Here is a 26,316-nt window from a genome sequence, read left to right on the forward strand (position 1 = left end):
CAGAGTCAGTCATCGTGACCGAGTGGTCACGATGCAGCTGGCAATCTTACCACCTCATGCCGGCCCAAGGCCATTCGGCCAGGCGCAGTGGGAGTCTGCCACCACCCAGCCAGTCTGCGGCGCAAAGGCTTCGCTGAGCATGAGGTGAGGGTGCTGCTGTTCGATCAATGTGCCTTCCACCAGGGTAAATACTCGACCGCTGGCCGCGCCGTCGAGGAGTTCGGCCAGATACAGGTCCGGTTGCTGATGGTCCAGTTGAGCCTGCAGCCGCCCGCTCTGTAGGTCCAGCGATTCGTCGGCATGCAAGGCACTGAGGTCGGCGCAGCGGGGTACGCTGAGGTGCATGTGGTAGACCAGTTGCAATGAGTTGGTCGGCAGGTGCACGTAGGCTCGTGGGCGTTCGAGCAGATTCAGTTCCCGGCAGAGCACGGCCCTTGCCGCGCCCTGATGAGGGCCGAGGGTATACCAGCGGTTGCGGTCAGGTAGCAATGTGTCGGCATAGGGCGTGGGCAGCCAGATATCCTGATAGCGGCCGGGAAGCCAACCCTGGTCGGTTTCCAGCAGGAGTTCTTCGGCGAGTTCGGTCATCAGCGTCAGTAGAGGCAGGCGCAGCTCGTGAGCAGGCACGTACCCGGACAGCAGCTTCAGCACGTCATCACCCCGATCGGGGCGCTGTTGTCTGACCAGCAGACGGAAGTCACGCTGTTGCCAGCGGAAGGTGATATCGGCAGATACACCGAGGTTGGCAGCAGTTAATTCGAAGGACTCCGGGTCGTCCACCTGCACCGGCTGGCGCAATTCAAGCATCTGCTCGAAATTCAGCGGGTTGCCGACCGGTGTATAACGCAACACTTCAGGACTGGCCTGGATGTGGATGGCCTGGGTCTTGAACGCCACAGGGTCGTGGCGGGCAATGATGGTGACCATGATGCCCCCTTTCTTCCTGGCGTCGTGCTCAGGTATTCAGAGCGGATTATTCCAGGATGTTGGCTACAGTGATGACGTTCTGCGTCAGATGCGCCGGGTTGATGGTGCCGATGATGGCGCTGCCGACCGCGGCATGGCTGAATACCAGCTCGAATCCGGCGCGGACCGGGTCTTCGCCTTCAAGACAGATATGTCCGCTGGCGAGTGCTTTTTTTACCAGAATGCCCTTGTTGTGTGACAGCGCAAAGTCGAGCACCGGAAGTTCGGTCTGCTCGCGCAGGTTCCAGGTGACCATGGCGCAATCACCCTGCTCCAGTGCCTGCAAACCGCCGGCGACGGTCTTGCCGGAAAAACCGAAGGCGCGAATCAAGCCCTCTTGTTTCAGCTGTTGCAGCGCTGGGTAGACCTCTTCAGCGAGCACCTGCAAGTCATCACCATTGGAGTGCACCAGTACCAGGTCCAGGTAGTCCGTGTGCAGACGTTGCAGTGAACGCTCCACCGAGTGGCGCGTGTGCTGGGCACTGAAATCAAACCAGGACTCGCCGTTCTCGAACTCTTCACCAACCTTGCTGCACAGGACCCATTCCTGCCGCTGACCTGACAGCAGCGGACCCAGGCGTTGCTCGCTGATGCCATAGGCTGGCGCGGTATCCAGCAGATTAATGCCCAGGTCGCGGGACAATGCCAGCAGCTCGCGCACTTGCTGATCATCCGGCAGCTCGAAGCCGCTGGGGTATTTGACCCCCTGATTGCGGCCGATCTTGACGGTGCCAAGGCCGAGCGGGGAAACCGTCAGGCCGGTGCTGCCCAGGGGGCGATGATATTGATGTAGCGTTTTCATCAGAACAACGTATCCCAGACGGGGGTGGCAACCGGTGGCAGTGGCAGGTCGCTGCTTGGTTGTGGCAGATCAGGTTTGACTGCCTGACGGCCCAGCTCGGCGATAGCCTGGTCGCTCAGATCGGGAGCCAACGCCAGTTTGGTCGGCCAGCAGATCAGCGCATTGCCTACCGCTTGCAGGTAGGCATTGTCTGGACGAACCAGTCCGCTCTGCGCCGGCTCAGCACGAGTGACTGGCAACGTGGTCCATTGGCAATTCTGCAAGTCGACCCAGGGCAACAGCTCGCGCAGTTCTTTTTGCGCCTGTTGGATCAGCGTGTCGGCAGGCATGTTGGTACCCTGTTCGGCTAGCTCGCCACCGAGATACCAGCACCATTGCCCGTCGCTGCAGGGGTGGGTAGTCACGGTCACGCGCGGTTTGGGACTGTTGCCCAGGCAGTGGGCATAGAGTGCCGGCAGGTTCGGCCCCTTGACCAGGACCATCTGCAGGGGCCGGCGCTGCATGGCCGGTTGCGTGATACCAGCGCTTTGCAGAAGGGCTTCGTTGCCTTCACCGGCGGTCAGCACGTAGCGACGGGCGATGATCTGCTGGTCGGCAACCTGTACCGAGCTGATGCCGGCGCTGTTGCCTTCGATGTGCACCGGGCCGCTGATCAGGCTGTCCCCACCGAGTGCTGCCAGATGGCGTACGACGTCGGGCACGTCCAGCACCAGTTCGGCCAGGCGGTAGACCTTGCCTTTGAAGGCAGGGTTGTTGAATACCGGCGGCAGCTCTTTGCCTTTGACACTGTCTACCCGACCGCGCAGTGCCTTGCTGGCGAAGAACCCGGCCAGATTGCTGATCAGATTGCCCGGTGACCACAGGTAGTGATGGGCGGAAAGCACTCTGGCTCCACGCAGATCGAGCTCGCCAGTGCCTTCCAGACAGGCACGCCAACGATTGGGCATGCCGGCAATGGCCTCTGCCGCGGTGGTCAGTTTGCCGTTCAGCGCATATTTCGTACCGCCATGAATGATGCCCTGGGACTTGCTGCTCTGCCCGCCGCCGAGCGCATGTGGCTCAACCAGCAGGGTGCTGAAACCCTGTTGCCGCAGGCGCGCGTTCAGCCAGAGACCGGCGACGCCGCCGCCCAGAATACAGATATCGGTGTGCAGGGATGTGCTCATGGGCTCCGCGGATTTCAAGGAATAAGGGGCTGGTTTTGCCCGCGTAGTATAGCCATTAGCAGCCGGGCAGGTCACTTCTGCTACTCTATGCCGCGTTTGTGCCGCTCGACCCGGTTCTGGAGAAGGGAATGCCGCGTTTTCTGTACAGTCTGATCTTTACCCTGTGTCTGCCGCTGATTCTGGCGCGGCTGCTGTACCGTGCCTGGCGCGCGCCAGCCTATGCGCGGCGCTGGCGCGAGCGTTTTGCCCTGGGTGGCGATCTGCGTGCCGGTGGCATCTGGGTGCATGCGGTGTCGGTGGGCGAGTCGATCGCGGCAGCGCCCATGGTGCGCGAGCTGCGCAAGCGTCATCCGGAGCTGCTAGTCACCATTACCTGCATGACGCCGACCGGCTCTGAACAGATCCGCAAATTGTTCGGTGACGAGGTGGGGCATGCCTATCTGCCCTATGACCTTCCCTGGCTGCAGCGGCGCATTATTCGGCGGCTGCAGCCACGCATCGCCATCATTATGGAAACCGAGCTGTGGCCCAATCTGGTAGCCGAGTGCGGACGGGTGGGTGTGCCCGTGGTGTTGGCTAATGCTCGTTTGTCCGAGCGCTCGGCCCGCGGCTATCAGCGAGTGTCAGGGCTGGTGCGGCCTATGTTTGCAGCGCTGGATTGGGTGGCGGTGCAGACGGCAGCCGAGGCTGAGCGTTTCATCGCGCTGGGCGTGCGCCAGACAGCGTTGACGGTGACCGGCAGCATCAAATTCGACCTCAAGCCGGGGGGGGAGCTGTTGGCCACGGCTGCGCAGTGGCGGGCTCAGTGGGGTGAGCGTGCGGTCTGGATTGCCGCCAGTACCCACTCTGGCGAAGACGAAATCGTGCTGGCAGCGCACCGGCAGGTTCTGCAACAACATCCTGATGCGCTGCTGATCCTGGTGCCGCGTCACCCTGAGCGTTTCGATGCGGTCGCCAGGCAGATAGAAGGGGCTGATCTGAACATGGTGCGGCGCAGTGCGGGCAACATGCCGACACCGAGTGATCAGGTGTTGCTGGGCGATACCATGGGCGAGCTGATGCAGTTCTATGCCTGCGCCGATGTGGCTTTCGTGGGCGGTTCGCTGATCCCCGGTGGTGGGCACAATTATCTGGAACCGGCGGCGCTTGGCCTGCCAGTGTTGTCCGGACCACATCGTTTCAACTTTGCCGAGATCAGCGAGTTGCTGGAGCAGGCCGGAGCGCTGGTTGAAGTGGCGGATGCGCAGGCCATGGCCGAGCGAGTCAACGGTTGGTTGAGTGATCGGTCGTCGGCAGGGGGCGCTGGAGAGGCGGGACGGGCAGTGGTTGAAGCCAATCAGGGGGCCCTGGAAAGGCTCCTCCAGGGTGTCGCCCGGCGGTTGTAGCAGCGTCCGGGCATGCATTCCCACGCCGGAGCGTGGGAATGATTGGAGTGGGGAGTCAGAGCTCGGTTTCTGATGGTTCCCACGCTCTGCGTGGGAACCGCGCCGTGGACGCTCCAGCGTCCGAACTGGCAGGCTGCCCCGCGTCAGATGCTCCGTGTAGGAGCGATCATGCCGTGAATCAGAACGACGTACGCATCCGTCTCTGTTGCTCGCTCATCGGCGGTTGTGGCTGGTTGCCGATGGTCATGCGTTGCATTTCTTCCTGGGTAAACGGTGGGATGAAGTCGCGGTCCGGATCGTAGTCAGCTTTCAACCAGGCAGACAGATCTTCCAGGTCCTGTGGGCTGAGCGTGCCGGCAGCCTGCTTCAGGTTCAGGTTGTCGATGATGTAGTTGTAACGGGCATCGTTGTAGTCACGTACCGCGCGATACAGGTTGCGTTGGGCATCCAGTACATCCACCACGTTGCGTGTGCCGACTTCATAGCCGGCTTGGGTGGCATCCACTGCAGCTTTGGAAGAAATGATCGACTGACGCCGGGCTTCCACTTCTTCCACGCTGGATGTGACCGTGCGGAACAGGTTGCGGGTACGCTCGACGATGCGTCGCAACTCGGCTTCGCTGGACTGTTCGGCCTGGGTCAGGCGGAAGGTTGATTCGCGAACCCGGGAAGTAGTGCCGCCGCCGGTAAACAAGGGCAGGGTCATTTCCACGCCGAACTGGGTCAGTTCGGTATCGCCATTGCCAGCGCCACCGATACCCGCTCCGGCACCGCCCAGACGGGCGCCGCCGTGGCTGTCGTTATAACGCACAAAAGCATCCACCGTCGGGGCGTAGCCGGCCTTGCTGCTGCGCAGTGCATCGCCAGCGGTGTCGATGGCCAGACGTGACGCCTGCAGTGACAGGTTCTGCGCTGCGGCAGTTTCAACCCACTGCTGCATGTCGGCAGGAGTCGGCGCCAGGACGGGCAGATTGTGGCTCATACCCAGCAGATCAGTATGATCGCGATTGGTCAGGCGGGTCAGCGCTTGATAGCTCACATCCAGGTTGGTCGTGGCAGTAATGCGCGTGGCGCGTGCGGTATCGAATCCGGCCAATGCTTCGAGCACATCGGTACGGGCCGAAAGGCCGACCTCAAAGCGCTCGCGGGCTTGTTCCAGTTGGCGTTCGAATGCGGCCTCCTCGGCGCGTGCTGTTGCCAGGTTATCGGAGGCTCGCAGCACGTTGAAATATGCTAATGCCACATCCAGGATCAATTGCTGCTGGATAGCGGAAAACTCCACACGGGCTTGTTCGCTCTGGGACTTGGCTGCCTGATAGTTGAACCAGCGATCAGCGCGAAACAGTGGCTGCGTCAGGCTGGCCTGGTAGTAATGCGTTGAGTAGTCGTCCGATCCTCTACCATCGACGTCGACTCGTTCCCGAGCGAGGCCGGCACCCAGGCCAATATTCGGCAGCAGCAGGGCGCGGGCCTGGGGCAGGGCTTCCTGGCGGGCGAGGGTATCAGCTTCGGCGGCAGCCAGATCGGCGCTGTTGAGCAGAGCTTCCTGGTAGATAGTCAGCAGATCGGATTTGGCCAGGGCCGGGCCGGACAGGCCTGCCAGCACAATAGCGACATAAAGAGGGCGCAGCATGCAGAGATCCTTCGCATGGAGGTAGAAGTCAATCCACCAAGGCTAAAGAGCTGCTGGCCGCTGGTCAAGCGTAACCGAAGCGGTTCGTCGGACCGTTGCTTGCGGTTCATCACATGACCATCTAAGCTTGCAATTCAACTTGACGGGGTGCCGGCGTTTTATGCCGGCTGAGACGACACCCGTTGAACCTGATCCGGTTAATACCGGCGTAGGAATCGAGATGCGCCGTTCTGCATTACCCCGTTCTGGGGTGGTGTTCCGTGCCGCTTCGGTTCCCTGTAATGCCTACAGTGGAGCACAATAATGACCAGCCGTTTGCCTGATACCGCCATTGCCAACTCTGGTGCCGATGGCGCCGCAACCCAGCCCCTGCCCAATTCCCGCAAGATCCATGTGATCGGTTCGCGCCCGGATATCCGCGTGCCCATGCGCGAGATCAGCCTGGCCGATACGCAGACCGACAAGGGCACGGAAAAGAACCCGCCAGTGTTGGTGTACGACACCTCCGGCCCTTATACCGACCCGGCAGTGACGATCGATCTGCGCGCCGGCCTGCCGGATGTGCGCACAGCCTGGATTGAAGAGCGCAACGATACCGAGATTCTGCCGGGGCTGACCTCGGAATTCGGCAGTGCCCGTCTGGCCGATCCCTCATTGGACCATCTGCGCTTTGCCCACCTTCGTACGCCGCGTCGGGCCAGAGTCGGCTGCAACGTCAGCCAGATGCACTATGCACGCAAGGGCATCATCACGCCGGAGATGGAGTTCATTGCCATCCGCGAGAACATGAAGCTGCAGGAGGCGCGCGCTGCCGGGTTGTTGACTGATCAGCATCCAGGCCACAGTTTCGGCGCCAGTATCCCCAGCGAGATTACCGCCGAATTTGTACGTGAAGAAGTGGCCCGCGGCCGGGCAATCATCCCGGCCAATATCAACCATACTGAGTTGGAGCCGATGATCGTCGGCCGTAACTTCCTGGTGAAAATCAACGGCAATATCGGCAACTCGGCGCTGGGCTCCTCCATCGAGGAAGAAGTCGAAAAGATGACCTGGGGCATCCGCTGGGGCTCGGATACGGTGATGGATCTGTCCACCGGCAAGAATATTCACGAAACCCGCGAATGGCTCATCCGCAATTCACCGGTACCGATCGGTACTGTGCCTATCTACCAGGCGTTGGAAAAGGTGGATGGCATCGCCGAAAACCTGACCTGGGAAATCTTCCGCGACACCTTGATCGAACAAGCCGAACAGGGCGTGGATTACTTCACCATTCACGCTGGTGTGCTGCTGCGTTACGTGCCGATGACGGCGAACCGGGTCACTGGTATTGTCTCGCGTGGTGGCTCGATCATGGCCAAGTGGTGTCTGGCGCATCATCAAGAGAACTTCCTCTATACCCATTTCGAGGACATCTGTCAGATCATGAAGGCCTACGATGTGTCTTTCTCGTTGGGCGATGGCTTGCGTCCCGGCTCGATTGCCGATGCCAACGATGCAGCACAATTCGGCGAATTGGAAACTTTGGGTGAACTGACCAAAATTGCCTGGAAACACGATGTGCAGTGCATGATCGAGGGCCCGGGACATGTGCCCATGCAGCTGATCAAGGAGAACATGGATAAACAGCTGGAGTGCTGTGACGAAGCACCATTTTATACGCTCGGGCCGCTGACCACGGATATCGCACCGGGCTACGATCACATTACGTCCGGGATCGGCGCGGCGATGATCGGCTGGTTCGGCTGTGCCATGCTCTGCTATGTCACGCCCAAGGAGCATCTGGGGCTGCCGAACCGGGATGATGTGAAGACCGGGATCATTACCTACAAGATTGCTGCCCACGCGGCGGACTTGGCCAAGGGGCATCCGGGAGCGCAGGTCCGCGACAATGCGTTGTCCAAGGCGCGCTTCGAGTTCCGCTGGGAAGACCAGTTCAATCTCGGCCTGGACCCGGATACCGCACGGGCATTTCATGATGAGACCTTGCCCAAGGAATCGGCCAAGGTGGCGCATTTCTGTTCCATGTGCGGACCGAAGTTCTGCTCGATGAAGATCACTCAGGAAGTGCGGGAGTACGCTGCCGCGCAGCGGATCGAGGCGGTGGATCTGGTTATGGAAGAAGGAATGAAGGCCAAGTCCTCCGAGTTTCGGCAGACGGGGTCGCAGTTGTATCAGAAGGTCTGACGGATAACTGCCTGAGCTCGCTCTGATCGTTCAGATCGTTCCCACGCTCCAGCGTGGGAATGCATGTCGGGACGCTCTGCGTCCCAGTCCGCCGCCGTGCAAGTGGCCAGCTCGGACGCTGGAGCGTCCACGGCGCATGCTCCCACGCTGGACATGGGAGCCATCTGAAATATCGCGCCCCGTTTGCTACTCCGACGGTTCCTACGCCGCAGCAACCGATCGTTCCCCTTCCGCACAGTCATCCTACCCCCGACGAGAAACCCTTGCCCGCCGCGCTCTGGATATGCGAGGTTAATAGCATGATCCTTTTTATCGAGAGTTATGCAATTGATTGATTTCAGCCGCGACGATGTGGAAATAATCCGCCGTGAAGCCGGTTTTCGGGGCTTCTACCAGCTGGATGTATTGACACTGCGGCATCGGCTGTTTGCTGGCGGCTGGGGGCCTGAGTTACAGCGTGAGTTGTTTGTCAGGCCGGATGCGGTGTGCGTACTGCCCTATGACCCCTGGCAGGATGCGGTGGTACTGATTGAGCAGGTGCGGGTTGGGGCGCTGGAAAAAAGTGACAACCCCTGGATGCTGGAACTGGTCGCGGGGCTGTTTGATGATGGGGAGGAGGCCGAGGAGGTCGCCCATCGTGAAGCAGAGGAGGAGGCCGGCTTGAAGCTGCTGAATCTCACGCCAATCACTCGCTACTTTCCATCGCCGGGTGGCAGCAATGAACAGGTGTATCTCTATTGCGCCACAGTGGACAGCCGGGGCGCGGGTGGTTTGCATGGGTTGGCCGAAGAGGGGGAGGATATCCGTGTCAGTGTTTGGTCGCGGACAGAGGCAATGACGGCCATGGCCGAGGGGCGGATAGATAACGCCGCCACCATCATTGCGCTGCAATGGCTTGAATTGCATGGTCAGGCGCTGCGTGACAATGCTGGCTCACCACCATGATGGCAGTGGGAAAGCGCCGTTACCGAGTCGACCTGTCCTCGTTGCAGGCCGTCTGCGAAACCAACTTTTTCCGGTTATATCAGCTAATGCCGGATCTGGCGGTGCAGGATGAGCGGCAGATTCTGTTGAGCGCAACGGATGAAACGGAGCAGCGCCTGCTCATGCGCGTCATCGAGCGTTGCCGTTACACCACGACGCTCACGCTTCAGCATGAGAGACGCCATGATTGGTTTTCGCCGCCAAGCATGGAGGTACGCATGTACCACGATGCGCGTATGGCAGAGGTGGTCGCAGCCTATAACCGCCGGCGCTTCCAGGGTGTTTACCCCTATCCGAATGAACAGATGCTGCAGCCCGATGAGAAGTTTCAGCTGAACAGCTTCCTCGGCGAGTGGCTCGGTTATTGCCAGCGTCACGGGCAAAGCGCCCAGCCGGTACTGATCAATCGATGACTCGATTCTGTGGTGAAGCGCAAGTTTCTGCCACCTGTGTCAGCTCATCACTGGATTGTCGGCATTTGTATTGCGATCATGGCAGGTAAATAACCTCTGAGAGAAGGCCAGATGCCGCCGACCGACAGTACTCTCTTCGCTGAGCCCGTCCATGTGGTCCAGCTGACTGACAGCCATATCTTTTCCAGTCCGGACCAGCGCTTGCTGGGGCTGGATACACTAGCTTCATTGCATGCGGTGATTGATCAGGTTCTGGAGCAGCAAACAGAAATTGACCTGGTGCTGGCCACCGGGGATATCACCCAAGACGGCGACGAGCCGGCCTACCGACGGTTCATCGAGACCGTGGCACGGATTCCCAAGCCCTGTCACTGGATGCCCGGTAACCACGACGATGCGGCACGTATGGCCGCACTCGGCGATGAACATGATCTCAATCGTGCCTGGGTTGATGTCGGGACCTGGCGCATCGTGTTACTCGATTCGAGCGTGCCGGGCACTGTGGCTGGCTATCTCGATGAGCATCAGCTTCTACGGCTGGATGAGGCGCTGGCGAGCGCCGGTGATCGTCATGTGATGGTCTGTCTGCATCATCATCCAGTGCCGATCGGCAGTGAGTGGATGGAGCCGCTGGGACTGGGCAATGCGGACCAGTTGTTTGCACGGCTGGATGTCGACCAGCGGGTGCGCGTGGTGCTCTGGGGGCATATCCATCAGAAACTGGACCAGCAACGTGGACATATCCGCCTGCTGGCGGCGCCATCCACCTGTGTGCAGTTTGCGGTTGGCAGCAGTGATTTCGCCACCGATATACAGCCGCCCGGCTATCGCTGGTTGCGGCTGTATAATGATGGCCGAATCGAAACGGCGGTGTCGCGCCTGCCGACAGGCTGTTTTGTACCGGAAGCAGGTGGGTCCGGATATTAGAGCAGGCACCGTCCAGCTCAGGTCCTGCAACGACTGGCAGCATGTCGTCGTGATGGATAGGATACTATGCTGATCTGTCCCGGCGGGACGCCGTACCCGCCTAGAATGACCAAGGAAACCCAGAGACAATATGTCCCAATCGTCCTATAACGCCGATGATATTGAAGTACTCAGCGGTCTGGACCCGGTGCGTCGCCGCCCGGGCATGTACACCGACACCACGCGTCCCAACCATCTAGCCCAGGAAGTCATCGACAACAGTGTCGACGAAGCACTGGCCGGACATGCTCGGACGGTCACCGTTATCCTGCATCAGGACAACGCGCTGGAAGTTGTCGATGATGGGCGCGGTATGCCGGTGGACATTCATCCTGAGGAAGGGGTTTCCGGGGTAGAGCTGATCCTCACGCGATTGCACGCCGGGGGCAAGTTTTCCGGCAAGAATTATCAATTTTCCGGCGGTCTGCACGGCGTCGGTATCTCCGTGGTCAACGCCTTGTCGCTGCGATTGGAAGTGCGCGTGCGACGTGATGGGCAGGAATATCTCATCGCCTTCGAGAACGGCGAGAAGGTCAACGAGCTGGAAGTCACCGGCACGGTGGGTAAGCGCAACACCGGTACGACGGTCAAGTTCTGGCCCAACGGCAGCTATTTCGACACGCCGAAATTCAACATCAACCGCCTGCTGCATCTGCTGAAAGCCAAGGCCGTGCTGTGCCCGGGTTTGCGCGTCGATTTTGATGACCGCCAATCCGGCGAGAAGATCAGTTGGTATTACGAAGATGGCCTGCGCGATTATTTGCTCGATGCCTGTTCACAGTGGCTGACCTTGCCGGAAACACCCTTTACCGGTGCATTGGCAGGCAGCAAGGAGGCGGTCGACTGGGCTCTGTTCTGGCAACCCGAGGGCGGCGAACTGGTACAGGAAAGCTACGTCAACCTGATCCCCACGGCGCAGGGTGGCACCCACGTCAATGGTTTGCGGACCGGTCTGCTGGAAGCCATTCGTGAATTCTGCGAATTCCGCAGCCTGTTGCCACGCGGGGTCAAGCTGGCGCCGGAGGATGTCTGGGAACGGGTCAGCTATGTGCTCTCGGTCAAGATGGCCGAGCCGCAGTTTTCCGGGCAGACGAAGGAGCGGTTGTCGTCGCGTGAGTCAGCCTCCTTCGTGTCCGGAGTGATCAAGGATGCGTTCAGCCTGTGGTTGAACCAGCATGCCGACATCGGCCAGCAGATTGCGGAAATGGCGATTGATCATGCCAGTCGCCGCCTCAAGGCCAGCAAGAAAATAGAACGCAAGCGGGTGACCCAGGGGCCGGCGTTGCCCGGCAAGCTGGCCGACTGCTCAGGTCAGGACAGTCGTCGCTCGGAACTCTTTCTGGTGGAGGGTGATTCCGCAGGCGGCAGCGCCAAACAGGCACGGGATAAAGAGTTCCAGGCAATATTGCCGCTGCGTGGCAAGATTCTGAACACCTGGGAAGTGGATTCCGGGCAGGTGCTGGCCTCCCAGGAAGTGCACAATATCGCCATCGCCATCGGGGTCGACCCAGGCTCACCGGACTTGTCCCAGCTGCGCTATGGCAAGATCTGTATCCTCGCTGATGCCGACTCCGACGGACTGCACATCGCCACCTTGTTGTGCGCGCTGTTCGTCAGGCATTTTCGCCAGTTGGTGGAAGCCGGGCATGTGTTTGTGGCCATGCCGCCGCTGTACCGTGTGGACATCGGCAAGGAAGTGTTCTACGCGCTGGACGATGCCGAGAAGACCGGCATCATTGATCGCATCGAGGCTGAAGGTAAACGTGGCAAGATTCAGGTCACCCGATTCAAGGGGCTGGGGGAAATGAACCCCTTGCAGCTGCGCGAAACCACCATGGCGCCGGACACCCGCCGGCTGGTTCAGCTGACCATGGATGACATGGAAAGCACCGAAATCTTGATGGATATGTTGCTCGCCAAGAAGCGGGCTTCGGATCGCAAGCAATGGCTGGAAAGCAAAGGTAACCTCGCCGAGGTACTGGGTTGATGCCGGTATGACCCAGGCGCCTCCGCCGGATCGGCGGCTGGGAACAGTGATGTTGGTGTTGGCCTGGATTGTCGGGCTGGGGCTGGCAGCACAGTGGTTTACGGGGTTGGAAGAGCGCAAGCGCAACCCGAACCAGGCGCCAGTGTCGTTGCAGGTCGGCACAGCGGTGGAGGTGCGCCTTGAGCGCAACCGCCACGGGCATTACCTGTCAGCCGGGCAGATCAACGGTCAGCCGGTGACCTTTCTGCTGGACACTGGCGCTACCTTTGTCGCCGTTCCTGCGTCATTGGCCGAGCGCCTGAATCTGTCGCGCGGCCGACCCGTCATGGTCAATACCGCCAACGGCCCGACTGAAAGCTGGAGCACCCGCATCGATACGCTGCAGTTGGGCGGTATCCGCCTGCATGATGTCAGCGCCGGCATAGTGCCGGGTATCCTCGGTGAAGATGTTCTATTAGGTATGAGTGCCCTGAAACAACTGGATTTCAGTCAGCAGGGCGGGGAAATGATTTTGCGCCAACACGCTAAAGTAGAGAGTGAGTATGAGTGACAGTCTGGATCTGAGCATGGAAGGCGTTGAACGCCGATCACTGTCGTCGTTTACCGAAGAAGCCTATCTGAACTATTCCATGTACGTGATCATGGACCGCGCGTTGCCGCATATCGGCGACGGGCTCAAGCCGGTGCAGCGGCGCATTGTCTATGCCATGAGCGAGCTGGGATTGTCGGCTCTGTCCAAGCACAAGAAATCCGCGCGGACTGTGGGTGATGTGCTGGGTAAATATCATCCGCACGGTGACTCTGCTTGTTATGAAGCCATGGTGCTGATGGCGCAGCCGTTTTCCTATCGCTATACGCTGGTGGACGGGCAGGGCAACTGGGGCGCGCCGGATGATCCCAAATCCTTTGCTGCCATGCGTTACACCGAGGCGCGTCTGACCCGGTACAGCGAGACGCTGCTGACCGAACTGGGCCAGGGTACGGTGGATTGGCAGCCGAACTTCGATGGCACCATGGAAGAACCCATGATGCTGCCGGCACGTCTGCCGAATTTGCTGCTCAACGGCACCACCGGTATCGCCGTGGGCATGGCCACTGATATTCCGCCGCACAACCTGCGCGAAGTGGCCGCCGCCTGTGTGCGCCTGCTGGATGAGCCAGCCGCCGGGCTGGACGAACTGATGGAACATATCCAGGGCCCGGATTTCCCCACCGAGGCGGAAATCATCACCCCACGCCGCGATCTGCTGAACCTGTATGCCACCGGCCGCGGCTCGATTCGCTGTCGAGCTATATGGGTCCGCGAGGACGGCGACATCGTTATTACCGCCTTGCCACATCAGGTCTCCGGCGCGCGGGTACTGGAGCAGATCGCTGCACAGATGCAGGCCAAGAAGCTGCCGCTGGTCGCTGATCTGCGAGATGAGTCCGATCATGAGAACCCTACGCGCATTGTCATCGTGCCCCGCTCCAACCGGGTGGACGCCGATGAACTGATGCAGCATCTGTTTGCCACCACTGATCTGGAGAACAGCTACCGGGTCAACATGAACGTGATCGGCACCGATGGCCGCCCGGCGGTCAAGGATCTGCGCAGTCTGATCAGCGAGTGGTTGGGTTTTCGTGTCACGACAGTACGCCGTCGTCTGCAGTTCCGGTTGGACAAGATACTGGCCAGGTTGCACCTGCTGGACGGTCTGTTGGTGGCCTTCCTCAATCTGGATGAAGTGATCGAGATCATCCGTAATGCAGAACACCCCAAGGCCGAGTTGATGGCTCGCTTTGAGCTGAGCGAACTGCAGGCCGACTACATCCTCGATACGCGTCTGCGACAGCTGGCGCGTTTGGAGGAGATGAAGATTCGCGGCGAGCAGGATGCGCTGGCGGCCGAGCGCGATAAACTGCAGAAAATCCTGGGCAGCGAGAAACTGTTGCGCAAGACCGTTCGTAACGAATTGATCGCTGACGCCGAAACCTACGGTGATGACCGCCGTTCACCGCTGGTCGAGCGTCAGGAAGCCCGAGCCCTGTCGGAGTCCGATCTGGTGCCGTCGGAGCCGGTTACTGTGGTCATGTCGGAAAAGGGCTGGGTGCGTTGTGCCAAAGGCCATGATGTTGATGGTGCGGCCTTGTCCTACAAGGCGGGTGACAGCTTCCTTGCTCAGGCCAGTGGGCGCTCCAATCAGCAGGCGGTGTTCCTCGATTCAACCGGGCGCAGTTATTCCCTGACGGCACACAGCCTGCCGTCAGCGCGCGGACAGGGCGAGCCTCTGACTGGGCGTTTCAGCCCGCCGTCAGGCGCCGAGTTTGTCGGAGTGTTGCTGCCGGAAGATCAGCAGCTCTATCTGCTGGCTTCGGATGCGGGTTACGGTTTTGTGGTGCAGGGCGCAGATTTGCAGGCCAAGAACAAGAACGGCAAGGCGCTGCTCAGTCTACCCGAGGGTGGCAAGGTCATCGCGCCGGTGCCGGTCAATCAGCGGGACAGCGATCAGGTCGTCGCCATCTCCAACGAAGGGCGCCTGCTGGTATTCCCCTTGAAGGACCTGCCACAACTGTCCAAAGGCAAGGGCAACAAGATTCTGTCCGTTCCTTCGGCACGGGTAAAAACCCGCGAGGAGTTCTTGCTGGCGCTCGCTGTGCTTCCGGAAGGCGCCAGTGTGGTGTTCACCGCAGGCAAGCGGACCCTGACTCTGAAACCGGCGGACTTGGAGCATTATCGAGGCGAACGTGGCCGACGCGGCAACAAGCTGCCGCGAGGCTTTCAGAAGGTGGATGCGCTGGCGGTGGAAGGCGGAGCCTGACCTTACCGGAGCCTGCGCTCGGTTCTCTCAGGTGGTTCACCCATCGAAGCCCGGACTACAGATGGCTCCCATGCTCTGCGTGGGAGCCCGCGCCGTGGACGCTCCCGCGTCCGATCTGGCCCGTTGACACTGATCGGTGTAGAAGAGGGGTCAGCCGTTCTGATTGCCCAGCGTGCCCAAATGCCGTTCCAGTTGACTCTGGTAAGGCTCCTTCAGACGCTCTACACAATAAATCCCTGGCTGGCTTGCCAGCCTGCGTACCACCACTTTGTCATTGAGCAGCCCACTGGTCGCCAGTTCGGCATCCAGCAGCAACAAATTGCGGCTGTGCTGCATGTGCTCCAACATTTGTGCACAATCAGGTGACTGGTCCTGCAGCTCATCCGGTGCAATGTCTTGGCAGGGTGTGTGACATAGGGCGATCTGCACATGCAGGGCAATACCAGTGTCGGCAATCTGGATCTGCAGTTCATGACCCAGCACACGCATCAGCTCGCCACAGAAAAGCGCGCCGCCAAGCTGATCAGCCTGCTGCGGATGAAAGAAGATCAGGCTGGTACCGTCCAGCAGGGTGTGCAGTTGTCCGCCACAGGCACGGCTGGCTTGGTCCAGCTGTTCGCGATAGCGCTCAAGCAGACCAAGCAGGCGCGGTCTCGGCAAGCGATGCAGAGTGTGCTGATTACCCAGACGGATCGCCAGAACAGTGCTGGCCGGCACCGGCGGCGCGGGTGTTTCCGGCAGCTCGGCCAGGTGCTCTTCAACGGTCGCGCCGTCCTCGGGGGCCGCGGTGTCCTGGGGCGACGCCAATGGTGTATCGGTAGGCGTTACCGGGCTCTCGACCTCGATCTCTTCGCTTTCATCTTCTCTCTGGCTGTCGATCAGCGGCTCGATGTCTTCATCGGAAAGGTTGTCCGGTTCCACAGCGGCGGATGGATCTTCCACAAGCGCATCATCAAGCACCTCATCGATGCTTTCAGGTTCGAGAGGTTCTGGCTCCGGCTCCGGCTCCGGCTCAGGTTCCGGCAGAGGCGGCAGGTCGGTGATGCGTCGCTCGGCCAGCCGTCTGGCCAGATCACCCAGCTCGTCGGACCGGCGTATGCCCGGCGGGGCAATACCTGTATCGCCATACCAGTTACCAAGCCCTGCAAGAACGCGGCGCATGCCTGCTCCCAGCCGCCAGGCAATCAGACCAGCGATGATCACCAATAGCGCCAGACTCCACAGCAGACTCCTCACCAGGCCGTCTGAGGGCGTAGTGAAGGGCGCGCGGGCGAGACTGAGATGCAATTGGCCGATAAGCTCATCCTGAAAGTGCACGGCAGCGACAAAGCGACCCTGACCTGGCGCCAGGCTGTCGGCTGCCGGTTTGCGTCCCGCTTCGGCAACGATGCGGTTTTCGGCTGACGTCAGGCTGGTATGCGCAATCATTGGGCTTTGTGCCCATTGGGCCAGAATGATGTTCAGACTCAGAGTGTCGTTTGCTGCCAGTGGATCAGCGACCAGCGTACCGATTTGCCGCGCCAGTTCGCTGCCGGTCTGATCCGCCTGTGTGGCTATATCGCGCTGCAGCTGGACCTGGCTGAACCAGAGGAGCAGCACAAATATCAGCAGTAGCGGAGCGAGCGCCAACAGCATCAAGGTCCCGGGCAGCTTCAGGTGCTTGCTGCGCAACGATGCATGGCCACGCAGAAAAAGATTGTCGGATGAATTCGGATTGTGATTCAAAATGGTCTCGATTGATGAACTGAGGGCTGAAGTGGCACCCTGAAACGCAAGTATAGCCAGTAGACGCAGCCGGAAGAAGGCTGCAGCTGTGATGAGCCGGACATTTGCGGGTAGAATAGCGAACTTTGTTTTCTGACTGGAGCGGCGCCTTGAAGGAAATTGTCCTGATCAACATTACCGGTCCCGATCGCCCTGGCCTGACGGCGGCCATTACCGGCATTCTGGCGCGGGCGAACGTCAATATTCTTGATATCGGACAGGCTGTTATCCATGACACATTGTCGTTTGGCATCCTGGTTGAAATGGCAGGTGAAGATGGTCTTTCAGACGTACTGAAAGACGTTTTGTTCCGCGGCTACGAGCTGGATCAGCAAGTGCGCTTCACACCGGTCAGCGCTGAAGAGTACAGCCGCTGGGTGACGGGGCAGGGCAAGCCTCGGCACATCGTTACTTTGCTGGCGCGCCGGGTCACCGCCGAACATATCGCCCGGGTCAGTGAAATAACCGCCCGCTATGGGTTGAATATCGATCACATCGACCGCCTGTCTGAGCGGATTCCCGAAGGTATGCCAGGTGATCAGGGCAAAGGCTGCATAGAATTCTCGGTGCGGGGCGAACCAGCCGATCCCGCAGCGCTGCGTACCGAGTTTCTGGCGATCTCCCAGGAACTCAACGTCGATATCGCCTTCCAGCAGGACAGCATCTTCCGCCGCAACCGCCGTCTGGTGGTGTTCGATATGGACTCCACATTGATTGACGCTGAAGTGATCGACGAATTGGCCAAGGCCGCTGGTGTTGGTGAGCAGGTTGCGGAGATCACCGAGCGTGCGATGCGCGGTGAGCTTGATTTCAAGGCCAGTTTCCGCGAGCGAATGGCATTGCTCAAAGGCTTGCCGGTCAGCGTGCTGGAAGAGATCGGTCAGTCGCTACGCCTGACCGAGGGCGCGGAAACCCTGATCGCACAACTGCGTCGACTGGGATACAAGACTGCCATCCTGTCCGGCGGCTTCAGCTATTTTGCTGAAGACCTGCAGAAGCGTCTGGGTATCGACTACGTCTATGCCAACGCACTGCCGACCGAAAATGGGCTGGTGACCGGTGAAGTGCTGGAGCCCATCGTGGATGGCCAGCGCAAGGCCGACCTGCTGCGCGAATTGGCGCAGCGCGAAGGCATCAGTCTGGAGCAGACCATCGCGGTGGGCGACGGCGCCAACGATCTGCCGATGCTGTCTATTGCGGGGCTGGGTGTGGCCTTCCGTGCCAAGCCTCTGGTGAAGCAGTCTGCCAAGCAGGCGATTTCCACCCTGGGGCTGGACGGTATTCTGTATCTGCTGGGATTCCGCGATCGGGAAGGGTTCTGATCAGCACGGCAGACTGATCTTCGGAGCGTTCGCTTATTACCAGAACGACCGGTGCCAGCTCAGTCTGGCACCGATCAGCTTGATTCTATTACCGCTCCAGCCTGTTACCTCGCCGCTGTACACGAGCCGTCAGCGGTGTACTCAGAGCCTGGGCCTGCTCATTATTCAGTACGGTATCAACCGCCTTCCGGTCATCGGCACCCAGGCCATTGTAGAAGTCGTGCGCTCGCTGCCACATCCACAAGTTGTAGGGAAATGCCAACCGCTCATCTTCCATGTCGCCCAGCCGATAGTGCAACGTGCCGATGGCGCGGGGAATCTCATTGCTGCCAGGATTGGCTTGCGTCCATTGTTCCAATAGTCGTGCGGTCTCCAGCAGCACCGGGACCTGCTCATCAAACATCCGAGCAATGATGGGTAACAGGGTGTCGGGTATCTGATCATCTGCCAGGTAGTCGCCCTTGTTGTGATGGGCGTCCGGACTGATCATGCGCTCCACCCAACTGGCTACATGGGGAGCGTGATCGCGCATCAGGCGGCCGGAGGCAGGGTCGCGGTACAGGTGCGCATACAGCGGACCGATCAGGCCGTAATCACCAATGCAGGGTTTGCCGCCAAGCAGGTAATCGTAACTGCTGAAGTGAACGTTCAGCTCATCCAGCAAGGCCAGATAACTGTGCTCGATGGCGGGGCGCGAATGGTCGGTTACGCCCAGGCGGGGCAGGGCGCCAGCAAAGGGACCGGATGCTTCCAGGCCGGCGGCATACTGCTCCTCATCACTGGCACCGGGCAAGCGGGTTCGGCCAAACTCCTGGATGGCAAATTCACGATTCTCGTCAATCGCCCAGCGATAGAGCATGGCGGGGTTGACCAGCCATTCGTCTCCATAGACTTCTAGTAGCAGCGCAACCAGCTTCTGACGCGAGCCTTCTGGATAAACTGATCTCTGCGGAAAAGCGCGCTCCAGGTGGTCGATGATATCGGTAGAGTCCTGAATCACCTGATCATCGGGCGTGACCAATACCGGAATATAACGAACCCCGGCGCGTGGAATGATCAGCTCCTTGTAGACCTGTGGTGTGGACAGGATTTCTTTGAAGGTGATGCCCTTGAACTGCAGGTAGCAGCGTACCTTGCCGGTGTAGAGTGAAACTGGTGCGCCGATCAATTGATACATGTGTGGCCCCTATTATCTTTTCACCCATTGTCTGGGACTCATAGGTTCAGAGCCAGACCCGAATAGGTGGTTGTATTATTTTTATGAGGTATTTATCTGGCGAATCGACCTTCTGACCACTTCGGGAAACGGGTAGGCTGTCTACGACTGAGACATTCTGAGCAACAATGCCGACCAATAAAAAATCCATCGAGGCGTGCCAATGCAAGAACTGGATTCTCCCCACGTATTCTTCCGCCGCGTGATCTTTGATGTCACCGCGACCACCTGTCGTGTCGCTATGGAAGATGAACATCATTATTTCATTCTGGAGCTGGGCCATGACGGGGAGCGTATTACCTCGGTAGCCAGCACCGCCCGCCGCACGCCCTGGACCCTCTGCCCGGAGGCCGAGCGGCAGCTACAGATGTTCGTCGGCCAACCCCTGCGTCAACGCATCGCCATCACTCTGCCGGAGATCGACAGCAAGCAGCAATGCACCCATCAATACGATCTGCTGATGGTGGCCCTGTCCCAGGCACTGCAACCGGGCAGGCGGGAATATGTCGCGAAAGTAATCGGCGCCATGCACGAATACCGTCACGCCCAGCTCTGGCTGGGTGATGAGAAACTACTCGACTGGCGCCTGCGCGGCACGGTGATCGACAGCCAGGATCAGTGCAACCAGCAAGACCTGCGCAGCATCATGCCCTGGGCGGACGAGCACCTGGACGACCAGATGTTGGAAGCCCTGTTCGTGCAGCGACGGGCGGTGATGGTGGCGGCGAGTAAAGGTTTCAATCTGGATCTGATTCCCAATGCCGGCGTAGCCATGCGCGCGCGGGCAGGGGCGTGTTTCGTATTTCAACCGGAGCGGGCTGAGAGCGCGCTGCGGATTGTGGGTAGTACGCGGGGGGATGTGCAGGGTGCAGAGGATTTGTTGGTGGAATGAGGTGGAGTGCCGGTTGAAAATTGACCGGATCGTCAGTTAAGCGGGTGCCATCCGCTCCGGAAATCATGCCGCTTGTCTGCGGCAGCACGCTTATTTACAGGATGCACCATATAGTGCCATCACTATCAGGAGGATTGTGATGGACAGAGTGAAAGGCTTCACGTTGGTTGAGTTGATGGTGACTATTGTGGTCGCAGCCATCCTATTGGGAATAGCGGTTCCTTCCTTTCAAACCCTTTCTCGGAACAATGCGGTCAAGGCCACGACCAATGATCTGATGTCCACGGTCAACCTGGCCCGCCAGCAAGCCATGAGCACCCGATCCAATATCGAAATACGGCCTGCTGCTGGCGGCTGGGATGACGGATGGTCGCTGGAATTCACCAACGATGCCATGGGCGAAGACGCTGATTTTCTGCCGAAAATGGGCGTGACGGTTGCGCGCACTGAAGGCAACGGCGCGCTGGCCTTTTTTGCTCGCGGTGGCATCCAGGGTGGAGGGGCTGAGTTTACCGTTTCCCATTCCGATACCAATATTACCAGCCGTGTTTTCTGCGTTTCCTTTTTTGGCAAGATCACGCAGGGAGGCTGCTCATGATCTATCCACTTTCTGGCCGCACAGCGCAGCGCGGCGTGGGCTTGCTCGAAGTCTTGATCGCACTGCTGGTTCTTGCCGTGGGAGTGCTGGGCTTTGCCGGCCTGCAAATGACCGCGCTGAACCAGAGCGATGAGGCCAATCACCGGGCGGCTGCTGTGCTGATCGCTCAGGATGCCATTGAGCGGTTCGAATTGAACCCGGGTAAGCGCGAAGCCTACTGGGCTGCCAATTGGAATGCGGGAACGGTCGGCGCAACGCCACCCGGGACTTGCGTCGATCCGGCAGAAGCTTGTACTGCAGACCAAGTTGTCGCTTGGGATATTGCCCAGCTGAGCTGGCAGGCAGCCAACCTGTTGCCAGGCGGGCGCGTGACGGCATCTGACTGCGAGTTCAATAACCTGCTGACCTGCGTGGTGGTGAGCTGGGATGAACAGGATCCAGCGGAGTGTATGAATAATGATGGAATATTGGTGGCAGCAGATAGCCGCTGCTTTGTCATGGAGATCGCGCGATGAAACGGAGTCAGTTTGGATTTACGTTGATCGAACTGATGGTAGCCATGTTGATTGGGCTGATCCTTACCCTGGCGGCACTGCAGCTTTTTTTGACCAATCAGCGCACTTTTGCCTTGCAGCAGGCTGTAGCAGAGTTGCATGAAGATGGACAACAGGCGATTCGTTACATGGTGGCGGACCTGCGTCAGGCGGGCCGCGGTAGCGCCATAGCCGGTGCCATCCCCCCTATTGATCTCGTCAATAGCAGCAATGGCACTAACGATACCCTCGCCATCCATTACTGGGGAACTTCGACTTGCGCAGGTGATATCTACCTGACCGAAAACGAGATCCACAATGTTTACAGTGTGAACAACCAGGTTCTGCAATGCCGTAGTGTATTGACCAATATCACGGTGGATCTGGTGAGCGGAGTTGAGAGTTTCCAAGTGCTTTACGGCGTTGATAGTGACAAGGACGGCGAACTGGGGGTAACTCAATTCGTTACTGCGAACAACCTGACTGCGGATTCCGTGGTGGTGGCCATCCGCTTTGCCTTGTTACTGTCCTCCGGCCGATTCCGCCAATCCCAATCCGCGAGTACCACGCATTGGGTTCTGGACCAGAAGGTCGATACTTCCGACTCGGACCTGCGGCGGGTTTTCAATTCCACGGTGCAACTACGTAACTACAACTGGGAAGGTGTTTGATGAAACGGAGCTCATGGACTAGGGCGCGTACTCCGCAACGCGGCGCAGCTTTGCTGGTCGCGCTGATTATTCTGGTGATGGTGTCGGTAATGGGAATATCGGCCCTGCGTTCAAGTATATTCTCCGGCAAGGTCGCCACTGGTATTCAGGCAGATGCTATGACCTTCGAGGCCGCCGAGACTGCTCTGGGAGTAACTTATCGGCATTTGAGCACCATGACGGATCAGGCTCTATATACTGCACTCGACGGCGGGGCGGTGGAGTTCTGTGTCGAGAATACCAATCCGGATGCCACAGGGGCGTGTGGTGCGAACAGTTTTATGGATGATCGGCAACTACTGCGAGCACGCTCCGTCAACTATCACGCAGGCTATTCCCCCATCGATGGCTCTCAAGTTAGTCTGACCGGTACCGGTAGTGTATTTGTTGATTACCAGGTCAATATGCTCGCTGAAAGCGATATGCCAAGCCTCAATCTAGAAAATCATCATCTACAGGAAGCGCTGAAGAGGGGAATTATGCCCGCTTCAGATATAAAATGAGGAGCAGGGATATGCGCACGCTCATACAGAATCTTGCAACCAGTCTGATGGTTGCCTCGGTATTATCCATGCCGGCGGTAAGTTATGCCGATGACACGGAAATATATTTCGCCAAGGCGAACGCGGAAAATTCCGAAAACAAGCCCTCTGCGAATGTGCTCTTTCTGATCGATACATCCGGGAGTATGTGTGATCCAAGGGCGGGTAACAGTTCTTCTCGTAACTGTAGCAATCAATACACCCCCATGGTGGCGCTGCGTAACGCGTTCTCTACGATGGTGGATGGTCTAGAAGAAAACGTAAAAATCGGCTTGGCCAAGTTCAACGGTGGGCACGACAGCTCTGGCTATGGCGGCTATGTTTTTTATCCTGTGACGGAGTTAGACAACACCAAGAAGGTGGATGTTAAAAACATCGTCAATAATCTGCAGGGAACAGCGAATACACCGGTGATGGAGGCTTATTCGGAAGCCGTCCGATACATGCTGGGAATGGCGCCCACCGATTACGCCAAACGGGGCGAGGCGGTAGAAAATAGCCCTCGGCTTGGAGTTAATATCGCTCTCGAGCAGCAATGCAATCGGTGGGGTTGGAGGGGGGACTGTACGAGCTGGGTAAGCACGCCAGTCAGCGCAGCGTCCTACGAAAGTCCGATGACAATGGCCAACCAATGCGAAAGCAACCATATCATTGTCATGACAGACGGTGCGCCTACTCAAGACTCCGATCATTCGAAGGTTACCGATATTTCTGGAGGTTCTTGTCAAAGCACATCCGGCTTTTTTGGAACGAGCCATGAGAAGAATAGCTTTGCCTGCCAGGCGAAGCTTGCAGAGTTCCTGCAAGGCGAGAGCCCGCGAGGTAAAAAGCCCATAAAAACCTGGCAGATCGCATTCGGAGTTGGTCAGGATTCCAACGAAGTCAAGAATATGCGCAAGGTGGCCAAGGCGGGCGGTACCGACGACGTCCGATACGCCGATGATGCCGACGAGTTGGCGCAGGCATTTCTCGACATTCTTGATCTTATCGATAAGGATTCCCGTACGATCTCTGCGCCCGGCGTCGCGGTCAATTCCATGAACCGCTTCCAGCATCTGGATGAGCTGTATTATGCGGTCTTTCAGCCAGCAGAAAGCAGTTTCTGGGAAGGTAACCTGAAGCGCTATCAGCTTGAAAATCAGCAGATTCATGGCCAGAACGGCCCAGCCGTTGATCCTACCACGGGGTTTTTCAGTCAGGACGCACGCAGCTTCTGGAGTTCGGAAGTTGACGGGGCTGACGTGTTCAAGGGTGGAGCGCGGGAGAGCGTCGGCACACGCAAGCTGTTTTATACTGACCAGGCTGGTGGCGCCAGCAAAGAGCTTTCCTGGACGAGTACCAATACGCCCAATAATTCCTTTTTTGGCCTGACTGGGAATAATGCCGTAGCAAGTCGCACTTTGATGTTCGACAGCCTGAAAACCGTATGGGGTGACCCCATGCACAGTGTGCCTTTGATGGTGAACTACGGTGAAGGCAAGAGCTACGTCTTCGTTTCCACCAACGGCGGCATGTTGCATGTTATCGACACCGACGATGGCAATGAGACTGCCGCCTTCATGCCGTACGAGCTATTCAAGGAAGCCAAAAAATTCACCATCGAGAAACCCGGCCTGACGCAAGAAAACCGGCGCCAGATCTATGGTCTGGATGGCAGTTGGGTAGCCTGGCGCAAGCCCGGTGAAACGCTTGAAGATGCGCCGGAGAGTGTCTATATCTACGGTGGTATGCGTCGTGGTGGCAAACATTATTATGCGTTGGATGTCACCACACCCAGTTCGCCAAAAATGAAGTGGCAGATTAGTAGCGGCGACGAAGGTTTTGAAGAGCTGGGGCAAACTTGGTCAACTCCGACGTTGACGAAGGTAAAGACGGCTTCGGGTGATGTGCCGGCCTTGATTTTCGGTGGTGGATACAGTCCTGACGACCATGATGGGCCAAAACATGTACGATCGGCGGGCGACGAGGAAGGTAACGCGGTCTATATCGTCAACGCTGAAACCGGAGATCTGATGTGGAGCGCTCTGGCCACTGCCGAAATGAAATGGTCGATCCCAGGCGGCATTTCGGTGGTCGATATCGACTTCGATGGGGTTGCTGATCATCTCTATTTCGGCGACCTGGGTGGCCAGTTATTCCGGGCGGACATGAGTGGCACCGGCCAGAAGCCTAGCGTCACCCGTATTGCTGATTTGGGCGGTACCGGTGCAGACCACCGTCGGTTCTTCGAGGCGCCCGCCGTCGCCTATGCGAAATCCGGCGTCAAGAATCTGCTGTACGTCGTAGCTGGGTCTGGCTACCGTGCTCATCCGTTGGACGAAGATACTGATGAAGGTGTATTTGTCGTTATTGATGATGGTGCGCTGCAGCAGAGTTCCTCCGAAGTGGCGACACTGGAAAACATGGCAAATGTGGTCACTAACGCGGTGGAGACCGACGACCGGGGTTGGTATTACATGTTCGAAGAAGAGTCCGAGCGCTTAGGCGAAAAAGCGCTGTCGTCACCTGTGATTTTCGATAACAAAATCATGTTCTCGACTTACGCTCCCACAGAGGATCAGGAGTACGAAAACCCCTGTGCGGTTCGCTACGGTGGCGCCTATCTCCATACGGTGAACATGCGCACCGGCGCGGCAGCGTCATTGACTGGAGACGCACCGGACAGTCGCAGTCAATCCCTGGACCAGAGCACACCGCCTCCAACACCGACACTGCTGGTGGATGAAGACGGTAACCTGGTTATCGTGGTAGGTCCGGAGGTGGTTGGAGAAGGTGATCTCGGCGATCCGAACTTGCGCAAGCGGCGCTGGATGCAGCTGCCCAAGGATGAAGCCAACAAGTTCCGGGCAATAGCCGAAGGGACGCTTGAGGAAGAAGATGCGGATGAATAAGGCATTGAAAATGGGGTCGCGGAGAGCCGCAGGTTTCACCCTGATCGAGCTGATGATCGTGGTAGTGATAGTGGCTATTCTGGCGGCTATCGCTTACCCATCCTATCAACGCTATGTCCAGCAAACCCGGGAAGCCGAGGCGCAGGGGCAGATCATGGAATTGGCAAGCACATTGGAGGCATATCGAGCGAAGAATTTTTCCTACAATGGTGCGACCGCTGCTCTTGCCCCCGAGCTGGATACTAATGAGCATTACGCCGCTGTGGTGAACCTGGGCAATTCCAATCAAAGCTATACAATCGTGGCTACCCCGCAATCGAGTTTGATGTCGGGAATGGGCGTTCTGTCTTATACAAGTGCGGGCGAGGCTTCGTGGGAGTAATTAATAAATAAGCTGATTGTTGAGAAGCCAGCCCATAACGGGCTGGCTTTTTTATAAGGAGTTTCGGCGACGCGAGCCTCGCCCGAGTCATTCCCGTTCATTCAGCAAAATAATCCACCCGCTTACCATTGGCCCGGCCCAGCAAGGTTGGATACCCTCAGACGACAACAACAATC

22 protein-coding genes and 1 riboswitch are annotated in these 26,316 nt (G+C 58.5%); of the genes, 16 read left to right on the forward strand and 6 right to left on the reverse strand.

What is annotated here, in order from left to right:
• Positions 1-54: 54 nt before the first annotated feature.
• Genes INT39_RS04850 through INT39_RS04860 form a run of 3 tightly spaced genes read right to left on the reverse strand, consistent with a single transcriptional unit; the run spans position 55 to position 2,934 of the window.
• Entirely contained in the window at positions 55-927 is an 873-nt protein-coding gene (locus INT39_RS04850; RefSeq protein WP_193072199.1) for a metal ABC transporter ATPase, read from the reverse strand.
• Positions 928-973: 46 nt separating this feature from the next.
• Positions 974-1,768: an aldo/keto reductase gene (locus INT39_RS04855; protein ID WP_193072201.1), complete on the reverse strand. Its 795-nt coding sequence runs from the start codon at positions 1,766-1,768 to the stop codon at positions 974-976.
• Positions 1,768-2,934, reverse strand: a complete 1,167-nt coding sequence (locus INT39_RS04860) for an NAD(P)/FAD-dependent oxidoreductase (RefSeq protein WP_193072203.1) — start codon at positions 2,932-2,934, stop codon at positions 1,768-1,770. Before INT39_RS04860 ends, INT39_RS04855 begins: the two co-directional genes overlap by 1 nt.
• 128 nt (positions 2,935-3,062) lie before the next feature.
• Between INT39_RS04860 and waaA the strand changes: the two genes are divergently transcribed.
• Positions 3,063-4,319, forward strand: a complete 1,257-nt coding sequence (gene waaA / locus INT39_RS04865; protein WP_193072205.1) for a lipid IV(A) 3-deoxy-D-manno-octulosonic acid transferase — start codon at positions 3,063-3,065, stop codon at positions 4,317-4,319.
• Between the two features lie 178 nt (positions 4,320-4,497).
• Here the strand turns inward: waaA and INT39_RS04870 are convergent, their stop codons facing one another.
• Positions 4,498-5,952 (reverse strand): TolC family outer membrane protein, encoded by a 1,455-nt coding sequence (locus INT39_RS04870; RefSeq protein WP_193072207.1) that lies wholly within the window; start codon positions 5,950-5,952, stop codon positions 4,498-4,500.
• Between the two features lie 133 nt (positions 5,953-6,085).
• A riboswitch (TPP riboswitch) is annotated at positions 6,086-6,184 on the forward strand.
• Between the two features lie 71 nt (positions 6,185-6,255).
• On the opposite strand from INT39_RS04870, the gene thiC reads away from it, so the two are divergent.
• The 7 genes from thiC (at position 6,256) to parC (ending at position 15,290) form a co-directional block, all read left to right on the forward strand.
• A complete protein-coding gene (thiC, locus tag INT39_RS04875) occupies positions 6,256-8,139 on the forward strand; it encodes a phosphomethylpyrimidine synthase ThiC (RefSeq protein ID WP_193072209.1) in 1,884 nt (627 codons plus the stop codon).
• Between the two features lie 321 nt (positions 8,140-8,460).
• Positions 8,461-9,084, forward strand: a complete 624-nt coding sequence (locus INT39_RS04880; RefSeq protein WP_193072211.1) for an NUDIX domain-containing protein — start codon at positions 8,461-8,463, stop codon at positions 9,082-9,084.
• Positions 9,084-9,536 carry a DUF1249 domain-containing protein gene (locus INT39_RS04885; RefSeq protein WP_193073021.1) on the forward strand — a complete coding sequence of 151 codons (453 nt, stop codon included), beginning with the start codon at positions 9,084-9,086 and terminating at the stop codon, positions 9,534-9,536. The genes INT39_RS04880 and INT39_RS04885 overlap by 1 nt, the downstream gene beginning before the upstream one ends.
• Before the next feature lie 111 nt (positions 9,537-9,647).
• Positions 9,648-10,463 carry a 3',5'-cyclic-AMP phosphodiesterase gene (gene cpdA, locus INT39_RS04890; protein ID WP_193072213.1) on the forward strand — a complete coding sequence of 272 codons (816 nt, stop codon included), beginning with the start codon at positions 9,648-9,650 and terminating at the stop codon, positions 10,461-10,463.
• A gap of 130 nt (positions 10,464-10,593) precedes the next feature.
• Entirely contained in the window at positions 10,594-12,489 is a 1,896-nt protein-coding gene (gene parE / locus INT39_RS04895; protein WP_193072215.1) for a DNA topoisomerase IV subunit B, read from the forward strand.
• A gap of 7 nt (positions 12,490-12,496) precedes the next feature.
• On the forward strand, positions 12,497-13,039 hold the full coding sequence (locus INT39_RS04900; RefSeq protein ID WP_193072217.1) for a TIGR02281 family clan AA aspartic protease: 543 nt from the start codon (positions 12,497-12,499) through the stop codon (positions 13,037-13,039).
• Positions 13,032-15,290 (forward strand): DNA topoisomerase IV subunit A, encoded by a 2,259-nt coding sequence (parC, locus tag INT39_RS04905; RefSeq protein ID WP_193072219.1) that lies wholly within the window; start codon positions 13,032-13,034, stop codon positions 15,288-15,290. The genes INT39_RS04900 and parC overlap by 8 nt, the downstream gene beginning before the upstream one ends.
• A 150-nt stretch (positions 15,291-15,440) precedes the next feature.
• On the opposite strand, the gene INT39_RS04910 is transcribed toward parC, so the two are convergent.
• Positions 15,441-17,015 (reverse strand): hypothetical protein, encoded by a 1,575-nt coding sequence (locus tag INT39_RS04910; protein ID WP_193072221.1) that lies wholly within the window; start codon positions 17,013-17,015, stop codon positions 15,441-15,443.
• A gap of 149 nt (positions 17,016-17,164) precedes the next feature.
• Between INT39_RS04910 and serB the strand changes: the two genes are divergently transcribed.
• A complete protein-coding gene (gene serB, locus INT39_RS04915) occupies positions 17,165-18,376 on the forward strand; it encodes a phosphoserine phosphatase SerB (RefSeq protein WP_226944558.1) in 1,212 nt (403 codons plus the stop codon).
• An 88-nt stretch (positions 18,377-18,464) separates the two neighbouring features.
• Here serB and INT39_RS04920 read toward each other — a convergent pair whose 3' ends face one another.
• Positions 18,465-19,553: a glutathione S-transferase gene (locus tag INT39_RS04920; RefSeq protein ID WP_193072225.1), complete on the reverse strand. Its 1,089-nt coding sequence runs from the start codon at positions 19,551-19,553 to the stop codon at positions 18,465-18,467.
• Positions 19,554-19,755: 202 nt separating this feature from the next.
• Between INT39_RS04920 and INT39_RS04925 the strand changes: the two genes are divergently transcribed.
• From INT39_RS04925 to INT39_RS04955, 7 genes are all read left to right on the forward strand, one after another.
• The gene (locus INT39_RS04925; RefSeq protein ID WP_193072227.1) at positions 19,756-20,484 is read left to right on the forward strand and encodes a DUF2889 domain-containing protein; all 729 of its coding nucleotides are present in this window, start codon (positions 19,756-19,758) and stop codon (positions 20,482-20,484) included.
• Between the two features lie 139 nt (positions 20,485-20,623).
• The gene (locus INT39_RS04930; RefSeq protein ID WP_193072228.1) at positions 20,624-21,082 is read left to right on the forward strand and encodes a GspH/FimT family pseudopilin; all 459 of its coding nucleotides are present in this window, start codon (positions 20,624-20,626) and stop codon (positions 21,080-21,082) included.
• Entirely contained in the window at positions 21,079-21,597 is a 519-nt protein-coding gene (pilV, locus tag INT39_RS04935) for a type IV pilus modification protein PilV (RefSeq protein WP_193072229.1), read from the forward strand. Before INT39_RS04930 ends, pilV begins: the two co-directional genes overlap by 4 nt.
• The gene (locus INT39_RS04940) at positions 21,594-22,286 is read left to right on the forward strand and encodes a PilW family protein (RefSeq protein WP_193072230.1); all 693 of its coding nucleotides are present in this window, start codon (positions 21,594-21,596) and stop codon (positions 22,284-22,286) included. The genes pilV and INT39_RS04940 overlap by 4 nt, the downstream gene beginning before the upstream one ends.
• On the forward strand, positions 22,286-22,828 hold the full coding sequence (locus INT39_RS04945; RefSeq protein WP_193072231.1) for a hypothetical protein: 543 nt from the start codon (positions 22,286-22,288) through the stop codon (positions 22,826-22,828). Before INT39_RS04940 ends, INT39_RS04945 begins: the two co-directional genes overlap by 1 nt.
• A gap of 11 nt (positions 22,829-22,839) precedes the next feature.
• On the forward strand, positions 22,840-25,758 hold the full coding sequence (locus INT39_RS04950) for a PilC/PilY family type IV pilus protein (RefSeq protein ID WP_193072232.1): 2,919 nt from the start codon (positions 22,840-22,842) through the stop codon (positions 25,756-25,758).
• A complete protein-coding gene (locus INT39_RS04955) occupies positions 25,751-26,140 on the forward strand; it encodes a type IV pilin protein (protein WP_319021322.1) in 390 nt (129 codons plus the stop codon). Before INT39_RS04950 ends, INT39_RS04955 begins: the two co-directional genes overlap by 8 nt.
• Positions 26,141-26,316 lie beyond the last annotated feature (176 nt).

This window comes from Pseudomonas sp. FME51 (assembly GCF_014897305.1).

Coding starts and splice junctions, on each gene's coding strand:
- INT39_RS04850 (WP_193072199.1), bottom strand. CDS start 927: ATGGTCACCATCATTGCCCGCCACGACCCTGTGGCGTTCAAGACCCAG.
- INT39_RS04855 (WP_193072201.1), bottom strand. CDS start 1,768: ATGAAAACGCTACATCAATATCATCGCCCCCTGGGCAGCACCGGCCTG.
- INT39_RS04860 (WP_193072203.1), bottom strand. CDS start 2,934: ATGAGCACATCCCTGCACACCGATATCTGTATTCTGGGCGGCGGCGTC.
- waaA (WP_193072205.1), top strand. CDS start 3,063: ATGCCGCGTTTTCTGTACAGTCTGATCTTTACCCTGTGTCTGCCGCTG.
- INT39_RS04870 (WP_193072207.1), bottom strand. CDS start 5,952: ATGCTGCGCCCTCTTTATGTCGCTATTGTGCTGGCAGGCCTGTCCGGC.
- thiC (WP_193072209.1), top strand. CDS start 6,256: ATGACCAGCCGTTTGCCTGATACCGCCATTGCCAACTCTGGTGCCGAT.
- INT39_RS04880 (WP_193072211.1), top strand. CDS start 8,461: ATGCAATTGATTGATTTCAGCCGCGACGATGTGGAAATAATCCGCCGT.
- INT39_RS04885 (WP_193073021.1), top strand. CDS start 9,084: ATGGCAGTGGGAAAGCGCCGTTACCGAGTCGACCTGTCCTCGTTGCAG.
- cpdA (WP_193072213.1), top strand. CDS start 9,648: ATGCCGCCGACCGACAGTACTCTCTTCGCTGAGCCCGTCCATGTGGTC.
- parE (WP_193072215.1), top strand. CDS start 10,594: ATGTCCCAATCGTCCTATAACGCCGATGATATTGAAGTACTCAGCGGT.
- INT39_RS04900 (WP_193072217.1), top strand. CDS start 12,497: ATGACCCAGGCGCCTCCGCCGGATCGGCGGCTGGGAACAGTGATGTTG.
- parC (WP_193072219.1), top strand. CDS start 13,032: ATGAGTGACAGTCTGGATCTGAGCATGGAAGGCGTTGAACGCCGATCA.
- INT39_RS04920 (WP_193072225.1), bottom strand. CDS start 19,553: ATGTATCAATTGATCGGCGCACCAGTTTCACTCTACACCGGCAAGGTA.
- INT39_RS04925 (WP_193072227.1), top strand. CDS start 19,756: ATGCAAGAACTGGATTCTCCCCACGTATTCTTCCGCCGCGTGATCTTT.
- INT39_RS04930 (WP_193072228.1), top strand. CDS start 20,624: ATGGACAGAGTGAAAGGCTTCACGTTGGTTGAGTTGATGGTGACTATT.
- pilV (WP_193072229.1), top strand. CDS start 21,079: ATGATCTATCCACTTTCTGGCCGCACAGCGCAGCGCGGCGTGGGCTTG.
- INT39_RS04940 (WP_193072230.1), top strand. CDS start 21,594: ATGAAACGGAGTCAGTTTGGATTTACGTTGATCGAACTGATGGTAGCC.
- INT39_RS04945 (WP_193072231.1), top strand. CDS start 22,286: ATGAAACGGAGCTCATGGACTAGGGCGCGTACTCCGCAACGCGGCGCA.
- INT39_RS04950 (WP_193072232.1), top strand. CDS start 22,840: ATGCGCACGCTCATACAGAATCTTGCAACCAGTCTGATGGTTGCCTCG.
- INT39_RS04955 (WP_319021322.1), top strand. CDS start 25,751: ATGAATAAGGCATTGAAAATGGGGTCGCGGAGAGCCGCAGGTTTCACC.